We start from the raw sequence: 8904 nt of genomic DNA, 5'->3' as shown, positions 1-8904 counted from the left end.
CCCTTCTCCCCTCGGGAGAAGGTGCCCCGCAGGGGCGGATGAGGGTGCGGCGGCCAGTGCTGCCGCATTGCAAGGGCAGTGATGAGCTTGGTTCGCCAGCTGCGCATGAGGTCTTGCGTGGCGCTGCGCGCCCCCTGACCCTCACCCCAACCCCTCTCCCGGTGGGAGAGGGGCTTGCGCGCTTCCCTTCTCCCCTCGGGAGAAGGTGCCCCGCAGGGGCGGATGAGGGTGCGGCGGCCAGTGCTGCCGCATTGCAAGGGCAGTGATGAGCTTGGTTCGCCAGTTGCGCATGAGGTCTTGCGTGGCGCTGCGCGCCCCGTACCCTCACCCCAACCCCTCTCTCCCGGTGGGAGAGGGGCTCAACCTCAACCCCGCCGCAGCAGCATCTGCGTCATCAGCGCGCGCAGGGCCGGGGGCCGTACCGGTTTGGCCAGGAAGCCCCAGTCGCGTTCCTGCGCCAGGCTGCGCAGCGCCGGGTCGGCTTCGGCAGTGATCAGGATCACCCGTGGCTCCGCCTGCCAGCGTGTGCACAGCTGCGCGAACAGGGTCGGGCCGTCGCTGTCGCCCATGCGCACGTCCAGCAGCACCAGTTCCGGTGCCTGCGCCGGCTGCGCGGCGGCCAGCGCCTGTTCCGGGCCGGCGGCCAGTTCCACCTGGCAGGCCCAGCGTGTCAGCAGGGTACGGCTGGCCTCGCAGACCCGCGGGTCGTCGTCGATGCACCACACCCGGCAGCCGTGCAGGATCGGGTCGTCGCCGTTGTCGCTGGCCATCGCCGCTGGCGCCTGGCGTTGCGCGGCGGCGGCATCGCCCAGCGGCACGGTCACCGAGAATACGCTGCCGCGCCCCAACTGCGAGCGCAGGCCGATGCGATGGCCGAGCAGGCGGCCGATACGCTCCACGATCGCCAGGCCGAGGCCGGCGCCGCGGTCGTTGGCGACGCCGTCGCCAAGCCGGCGGAACTCCTCGAAGATCTCCTGCTGCAGGGCGTCGGGAATGCCCGGCCCCTGGTCGTGGACCTCGATGCGCAGCTGCGCGCCATCGCGTCGGCAGCCCAGCAGCACGCGCCCGCGCGGGGTGTAGCGCACCGCGTTGGACAGGAAGTTCTGCAGGATGCGCCGCAGCAGGGTCGCATCGCTGCGCACCGTGGCGCGGGTCGGCACGTAGTCCAGACGTAGCCCGCGGCCTTCGGCGACGATGCCGAACTCGCGCGCCAGGGTCTGCAGCAGCGGGTCCAGCGCCAGGTCCTGCACCTGCGTCTTCAGCGTGCCCGCCTCCAGTCGCGAAATGTCCAGCAGGCTGTTGAGGATCGCGTCCTGCGCCGCCAGCGCGTTGTCGACATGATCGGCGATCTGCCGCGCATCGGCGTCGTGCAGCTTGCCGCGCAGCGCCGAGACGAACATGCGCGCGGCGTTGAGCGGCTGCAGCAGGTCGTGCACCGCCGAGGCCACGAAACGGGTCTTGTAGCGGTTGGCGTTTTCGGCCTCGCGCTTGGCCTCGGCCAGGTCGCGGGTGCGTTCGGCGACGCGGTGCTCCAGCGCGTCGGCCAGCGAGCGCAGTTCGCGCGCGGCGTTCTTGTAGCTGGTGATGTCGGCGTAGCTGGTGACGAAGCCGCCGTCGGGCAGCGGGTTGCCGCGGATTTCCAGCACCGTGCCGTCGTCCTTCTCGCTTTCGCGCATATGCGGGCGGCCGCTGCGCAGGTGATCCAGGCGGCGCTGGATCGCCGCTTCCACCGGGCCGGGGCCGAGCAGGCCGCGGCGCGCGTTGTAGCGGAACACGTCCTCGATCGGGCGGCCGACCCGGATCAGTTCCGGGGGGAAGCGGAAGATCTCCAGATAGCGCGAATTCCAGGCGACAAGGCGCAATTGCGCATCGATGATCACCACGCCCTGCGGCAGGTGCTCCAGGCTGCGGCTGAGGCCGGTGTCGGCCTGCTGCGCGGCCTGCACGATGCCGTCCTGGGCGGTGCGCAGTTCCTGCGCATGCTGCTGCAGCAGCGACTCCAGTTCGCGCCGGCTGCGCTGGCGCAGCCGCGCCAGGCGCTGGCGCTGCTGGAACAGCAGGCCCAGGAACGACAGCGCCAGCCAGATACCGGCCGCGGCCAGCGCGGCGGCGCGGCCGGCCGCGCGGCTGCCGCCGACGTCGTGCAGCAGGTGCAGACGCCAGCCGCTCTCCGGCAGCGCCATGCTCTGCCACAGCAGCGGCGCCGGCTGCGCCGGCGCGTCGATGCGCATGACCTGGCCGCCGTCGTCCAGCGTTTTCAGCACCCGCCGCCGCGCCGGCAGCAACGTCTGCTGTGCGTACTGGCGGGTAGCCAGCAGTTCGTCGCGTTCGTGCGCGCTGAGCGGCTGCAGTTGGCGGTAGCGCCACACGTCGCGGCTGGCCAGGAACACCACGCCGTGGCCGTCGCTGACCAGCACCACGTCGGGCACGCGCAGCCATTCGTGCTCCAGCGCGGCCAGTTCGATCTTGATCGCGATCACGCCGAGCGGGCGCCCGCGCGCATCCACGATCGCCTCCGACAGGAAGTAGCCGGGCACGCCGGTGGTCACGCCGATGCCGTAGAAGCGGCCCTTGCCCTGCGCCAGCGCCTGTTTCACATAGGGCCGGAAGCTGTAGTCGGCGCCGACGTTGCTGCTGCGCAGGCGCCAGTTGCTGGCGGCCAGGGCCACGCCCTCGGCGTCGATCAGGGTCAGGGTCGAGGAGCGGGTGACGTCGTTGGCGCGCTCCAGCTTCAGGTTCAACTGCCGCTGCGTCGCCGGGTCGAGCGGGCGGGTCAGGGCGTCGCGCAGTTCGGGATCCAGCGCCAGCACCTGCGGCAGGGTACGGTAGCGGTCGATGCGCTGCTGCAGGGTCTGCGCATACAACTCCAACTGCTGGCGCAGTTGCACGCTCTCGGCGCGCAGCGCGCGCTGTTCGGCGACATGCTGCGCCGACAGCATCGCCAGCACCATGCCGCCGACGATGACGATCACTAGCAAGACAAGGCGGCGATGGCGCAGGAGCGAAGGCATGCGGAAGAACGCGGCGACTAGGGCCGCATCAGCTTAGAGGGTGCGATGCCGTTTGCGGCATGCGGCGGCGATGGCCGATGTTGCGGATCGCCAACGGCAGGACGCGGCCTGGTCAGGCTTGGCTGGCGATCGCGTCAGTGCGTGCCGCCGTGGATGTGCCGCGGGCATGTTGCGGGGTGGCGAGGTCAGATCGCAAAAGGGCCGTCGGCATCGCCGACGACCCACGCTGCGTTTCGTTGCTCAGCCCCTGCGGCTGGCGCCGCAGGACGCACGCCGGCCGATCGCGTTGGATCGGCCGACGTGCGCCGGCTCAGAACTGGACCTGGGCGCGGACATCCAGCGAGTTCGGCTTCAGGCGCACGCCGGCGCGCTCGGCATCGGCGCGCACGTAGTTGACCTGGAACTTGAAGTGGCTGGTCAGGTACCAGTTGGCGCCCAGGGTCCAGTCGTGCTGGCGGCCGCCGAGCACGGTGCCGTCGTCCAGGTCCAGGCGGCTGTAGCGCGCCAGCAGTTCGACCGCGCCATAGGCGTTGGCCGGCTTGATGTTGCCGACGTTGCCGGCGCTGTACGGCCGCGATTCGCCGGTCAGCACGTAGCTGGCGAACACGTACTGGCCGTCGGCGGTGTAGTCGGGGCGGCCGTTGTCGCGGGTCACGTCGGCACGCAGCGCCTCGCCCTGCATCGAGAACGGACCCTTGATCCAGATCGCCTCCAGGCCGGTGCGACGCACCTGGTCGACGTCGACCAGCGTGCCCGAATCGATCAGGCGCACGTCGGTCAGGCCGGCTTCCGGACGCGCGCGGAAGCGCGCGCGCGGGCTGAAGCTCACGTCCAGGCCGTTGTGGTAGCCGCGCGGATTCTCCTGCGAATAGGCCAGGCCCAGGTGCAGCACGTCGCCGTCGGCCTTGAACGGGGTCCACACGCCGCGCACCGCCTGGGTGGTGCCGGGGTTGTCGCCCTGCAGGTCCTTGCCGCCGTAGGCGCCGGCCTGCAGCAGGTACTGCGGACGCTCGAAGGTCCACTCCACGCCGGTGCGGCGGCCCTGGTAGATCGCCTGCACCGGCAGCGCGACTTCCATGAAGCTGTCCGCACGCGAGCTGGTCACGCCTTCCAGGCCCACCGGCACCTTGATGTAGCCCAGGCGCACCTTGCCGTAGTCGGCGCCGAACAGCGCCTTGGTCTCGAAGCGGAAGAACACGTCCAGCCACAGCTTGGACTCGAAGTCGAAGTACACCATCGCGTCGTACACGCCCTTCTTCTTCAGCGTGGCGCCGAACTCCTTGCGCCGGAACGCGTTGTCGTCCTCCAGGCGGCCGTCGTCGTTGGAGAAGTTGTTCCAGTCGTAGGCGTAGTTGCCGGTCACGGCCAGTTCGGTACCGTCGTTGAAGGCGACCTTGGTCGGCCAGTCGTCGAAGCTGTTGGCAGCGACGGCGGGAGCGGCAGCGGTCAGGCCCAGCGCGGCGAAGAGAAGAGTGTGGCGCATGATGGAGTCGTCTCGGTAAGGAATGAAGGCGCGGCAGTCCCCGGCCGGGCTTGGTGGTGCGATGGCGCGGGCAGTGCGGTGGCGGGCCGCACGCGAACGGCCACGCCGCTGCGGTGCGGACACGGTGCCGAACGTGATGCCCCCTGCATGCAATAGCGGACGCGCCCGGCTGTTCTTTACGACGATGTTGCAGTCCTGCGGCGGCGTCTCCCCCTGAAGACCGCGCTGCGATGGCGGCGGCACTGCTCCGGGCCGCCTGGGCGGCCATCAGATGCAGCGCTGCGCGCAGCCCTTCCCTGAGCCTGCGGGGACACTGTAACCGCCTCGCCGGGGCCGCCGACCGGGCCTAGTACCAATAGGTTATCTGCTTCGGCGCTGGCGCCGCGTACAAAGGCAGCATTCCGCGACCCGCGTCGGGTGGGCGGACCGTCCCGGAGCGTCTTCGATGCACATCTCAACTTCCCCGGCCACGCCTGCGCCGCGGCCTGTGCCGTTCTACCGGCATACCTACGTCCAGGTGCTGGTGGCCATCGTCATCGGCGCCGTGCTCGGCCATCTGGAGCCGCAGTTCGCCACCCAGCTCAAGCCGCTGGCCGACGCCTTCATCAAGTTGGTGAAGATGATCATCGCGCCGGTGATCTTCCTGACCATCGTCACCGGCATCGCCGGCATGACCCACCTGAAGACGGTGGGCCGGGTGTTCGGCAAGGCGATGGTGTACTTCCTGTTCTTCTCCACCCTGGCGCTGGTGGTGGGCATGATCGTCGCGCACGTGGTGCAGCCTGGCGCGGGCATGAACGTCAATCTGGCGACGCTGGACCAGAGCAAGGTCGCCAGCTACGTGCAGAAGTCGCACGAACTGACCCTGGTCGGTTTCCTGATGGACATCATCCCCAACTCGCTGGTCGGCGCGTTCACCGGCGACCAGGTGGTCAACGGCAAGCTGGTTGGTACCAACGTGCTGCAGGTGCTGTTCGTCGCCGTGCTGTTTGGCGTGTCGCTGGCCATGGTCGGCGAGCGCGGCAAGCCGGTGCTGAACTTCCTGGAAGCGCTGATCGCGCCGGTGTTCAAGCTGGTGCACATCCTGATGAAGGCCGCGCCGATCGGCGCGCTCGGCGCGATCGCCTACACCATCGGCGAACACGGCCTGCACTCGCTGGTGCAGCTGGCCTGGCTGGTGGGTTCGTTTTACGTCACCTCGTTGCTGTTCGTGGTGGTGATCCTCGGCGCCGTGGCGTACCTGTGCGGATTCTCGATCTTCAAGCTGATCCGCTACCTCAAGACGGAATTGTTGCTGGTGCTGGGCACGTCCTCGTCCGAATCGGCGTTGCCGTCGCTGATGGAGAAGATGGAGCGCGCCGGTTGCGAGAAGTCGGTGGTCGGCCTGGTGGTGCCCACCGGTTACTCGTTCAACCTCGACGGCACCAACATCTACATGACCCTGGCGGCGCTGTTCATCGCCCAGGCCACCAACACCGAGCTGACCCTCGGCCATCAGATCACGCTGCTGCTGGTGGCGATGCTCAGCTCCAAGGGCGCGGCCGGCGTGACCGGCGCCGGCTTCATCACCCTGGCGGCGACGCTGGCGGTGGTGCCGGAAGTGCCGGTGGCCGGCATGGCGCTGATCCTGGGCGTGGACCGTTTCATGAGCGAGTGCCGCTCGCTGACCAACTTCATGGGCAATGCGGTGGCCACCGTGGTGGTCTCGCGCTGGGAGAATGCGCTGGATCGCGATCGCCTGCGCCTGGCACTGGATGGCGAGCCCGTGCCGCTGCCGGCGGTGGCGGCCGAACCGCTCGCCACGCGCTGATCCCTTGCACCACACGACGCGCCGGCCTTGCCGGCGCGTTGCTTTTTTTCCTGCCCCCAAGGCCTGGCGACAGCCGCCAGACAGGACCGCTCCTGCTGCTGGGGGTAGAATTCCGGGCCTCCGCGCCTTTCGACAAAAGAAGCCCTCGATGTCAAACGACGATTTCAAACAGGCCGCCCTCGACTATCACCGCCAGCAGCCGCCGGGCAAGATCAAGGTCTCCGCGACCAAGCCGATGCTGACCCAGCGCGACCTCTCCCTGGCCTATTCGCCGGGCGTGGCCTTCGCCTGCGAAGCCATCGTCGCCGACCCGAAACAGGCCAGCGAACTGACCGCGCGCGGCAATCTGGTCGCGGTGATCAGCAACGGCACCGCGGTGCTGGGCCTGGGCAACATCGGCCCGCTGGCGTCCAAGCCGGTGATGGAAGGCAAGGGCGTGCTGTTCCAGAAGTTCGCCGGCATCGACGTGTTCGACATCGAGATCAACGAGAACGATCCGGACAAGCTGGTCGACATCATCGCCAGCCTCGAGCCGACCTTCGGCGGCATCAACCTGGAAGACATCAAGGCGCCGGAGTGCTTCATCGTCGAGCGCAAGCTGCGCGAGCGCATGAATATCCCGGTGTTCCACGACGACCAGCACGGCACCGCGATCATCGTCGGCGCGGCCGTGCTCAACGCGCTGGTGGTCACCGGCAAGAAGATCGAAGAGGTCAAGCTGGCCACCACCGGCATGGGCGCGGCCGGCATCTCCTGCGTCAACATGCTGGTCTCGCTGGGCCTGAAGCCGGAGAACATCCTGGCGCTGGACCGCGACGGCGTGATCCACACCGGTCGCACCGACCTGGATCCGGACAAGGCGCGCTATGCCCGCGACACCGACAAGCGCACCCTGGCCGAGATCGTCGAGGGCGCGGACATCTTCCTCGGCCTGTCGGCCGCCGGCATCCTCAAGCCGGAGATGGTGGCGACGATGGCGCCGCAGCCGGTGATCTTCGCCCTGGCCAATCCGAATCCGGAGATCACCCCGGAGGCAGCCAAGGCGGTGCGTCCGGACGCGATCATCGGCACCGGCCGTTCGGACTACCCGAACCAGATCAACAACGTGCTGTGCTTCCCCTACCTGTTCCGTGGCGCCATCGACGTCGGCGCCACCGGCATCAACGAGGAGATGAAGATCGCCTGCGTCAAGGCGATCGCGGCGATGGCGCGGCGCGAAGCCTCCGACCTCGGTGCGGCCTACGGCGGCGAGACGCCGAGCTTCGGCCCCGACTATCTGATCCCGCGGCCGCTGGATCCGCGCCTGCTGGTCGAGCTGTCCTCGGCGGTGGCGCAGGCGGCGATGGATTCGGGCGTGGCCACGCGGCCGATCGACGACATGGCCGCTTACCGCGACAAGCTCAGCCAGTTCGTCTACCGCACCAGCCTGATGATGAAGCCGGTGTACGACCGTGCGCGTGCCGACAAGCAGCGCGTGGTCTATGCCGAGGGCGAAGAGGAAGTGGTGCTGCGCGCGGTGCAGAGCGTGATCGACGAGGGCCTGGCGTTCCCGATCCTGATCGGCCGCCCCGACGTGATCGAGGCGCGCATCCAGCGCCTGGGCCTGCGCATCACCGCCGGCGTGGATTTCGAGATCACCAACATCCACGACGACCCGCGCTTCAACGACTACTGGCAGTACTACCACGCGCTCACCGAGCGCCGTGGCGTCACCGTCACCGCGGCCAAGGAACTGATGCGTTCGCGACCGACGTTGATCGCGGCGGTGATGGTCGCGCGCGGCGAAGCCGATGCGCTGCTCACCGGCGTGGTCGGCCGCTTCCACAAGAAACTCGGCTATGCGCGCAGCGTGATTCCGCTGGAGCCGAAGGTCAGCTCGACCTCGGCGATGACCGGCGTGATCAACCAGCAGGGCGCGTTCTTCTTCGTCGACACCCACGTGCAGGAAGATCCGAGCGTGGAGCAGATCGTCGAAGCCACGCTGCAGGCCGCCTATCGCCTGAAGCTGTTCGGCATCGAGCCGAACATCGCGCTGCTGTCGCATTCCAATTTCGGCAGCCACGATTCGCGCGATGCGCTGAAGATGCGCCAGGTGCGCGAGGCGCTGCTCAAGCGCAAGCCCGAGCTCAACATCGACGGCGAGATGCAGGGCGACACCGCGTGGGACGAGGCGCTGCGCAAGCAGATCATGCCCAACAGCACGCTGAAGGGCCGCGCCAACCTGTTCGTGCTGCCGAACCTGGAAGCGGCCAACATCGCCTACAACCTGGTGCGCGTGTTCACCGACGGCGTGGCGATCGGCCCGATCCTGATGGGCATCTCCAAGCCGGTGCACATCCTCACCACCAGCGCCACTTCGCGCCGGGTGATGAACATGACCGCGATCGCCGCGGTCGACGCGCAGATCCGCAAGCAGCTCGAAGCGGAGAAGTAAGCCGCCACGCGGCTTCCGCACCGGCCCGCGCGACCGCGGCGCCGGTGTTGCTGCGCGTGTGCGCGGCACTGCCGGAGCGTGCAGACGGTACAGACGGCAGCAAGGCTGCCACCCCGGTGTCCCGGATGAAGGGCGGTCACGCGCTGCGCGCACAATCCTGAGGTGC

At 68.6% G+C, this 8904-nt stretch carries 4 protein-coding genes; 2 read left to right on the top strand and 2 right to left on the bottom strand.

What is annotated here, in order from left to right; translation table 11 throughout:
• Positions 1-365: 365 nt before the first annotated feature.
• Together FHR66_RS19070 and FHR66_RS19065 are read right to left on the bottom strand one after the other, a co-directional pair.
• Positions 366-3011 carry a hybrid sensor histidine kinase/response regulator gene (locus FHR66_RS19070; protein ID WP_160965254.1) on the bottom strand — a complete coding sequence of 882 codons (2646 nt, stop codon included), beginning with the start codon at positions 3009-3011 and terminating at the stop codon, positions 366-368.
• Between the two features lie 310 nt (positions 3012-3321).
• Positions 3322-4494 carry an OprO/OprP family phosphate-selective porin gene (locus FHR66_RS19065; RefSeq protein WP_160965256.1) on the bottom strand — a complete coding sequence of 391 codons (1173 nt, stop codon included), beginning with the start codon at positions 4492-4494 and terminating at the stop codon, positions 3322-3324.
• Positions 4495-4939: 445 nt separating this feature from the next.
• Here FHR66_RS19065 and FHR66_RS19060 point away from each other — a divergent pair, with 445 nt between their 5' ends.
• Together FHR66_RS19060 and FHR66_RS19055 are read left to right on the top strand one after the other, a co-directional pair.
• Positions 4940-6304 carry a dicarboxylate/amino acid:cation symporter gene (locus FHR66_RS19060; protein ID WP_160965258.1) on the top strand — a complete coding sequence of 455 codons (1365 nt, stop codon included), beginning with the start codon at positions 4940-4942 and terminating at the stop codon, positions 6302-6304.
• A 148-nt stretch (positions 6305-6452) separates the two neighbouring features.
• A complete protein-coding gene (locus FHR66_RS19055) occupies positions 6453-8738 on the top strand; it encodes an NADP-dependent malic enzyme (protein ID WP_160965260.1) in 2286 nt (761 codons plus the stop codon).
• The last annotated feature ends 166 nt before the right edge of the window (positions 8739-8904 follow it).

Source organism: Xanthomonas sp. F4, from assembly GCF_011761895.1.
The sequence above is the reverse complement of the archived record's forward strand: the minus strand, read 5'-3'. Positions and strand labels throughout refer to the sequence as shown.

What these genes read in the sequence shown, in the direction of transcription:
- FHR66_RS19070 (WP_160965254.1), bottom strand. Translation starts at nt 3,011, where the DNA reads ATGCCTTCGCTCCTGCGCCATCGCCGCCTTGTCTTGCTAGTGATCGTC.
- FHR66_RS19065 (WP_160965256.1), bottom strand. Translation starts at nt 4,494, where the DNA reads ATGCGCCACACTCTTCTCTTCGCCGCGCTGGGCCTGACCGCTGCCGCT.
- FHR66_RS19060 (WP_160965258.1), top strand. Translation starts at nt 4,940, where the DNA reads ATGCACATCTCAACTTCCCCGGCCACGCCTGCGCCGCGGCCTGTGCCG.
- FHR66_RS19055 (WP_160965260.1), top strand. Translation starts at nt 6,453, where the DNA reads ATGTCAAACGACGATTTCAAACAGGCCGCCCTCGACTATCACCGCCAG.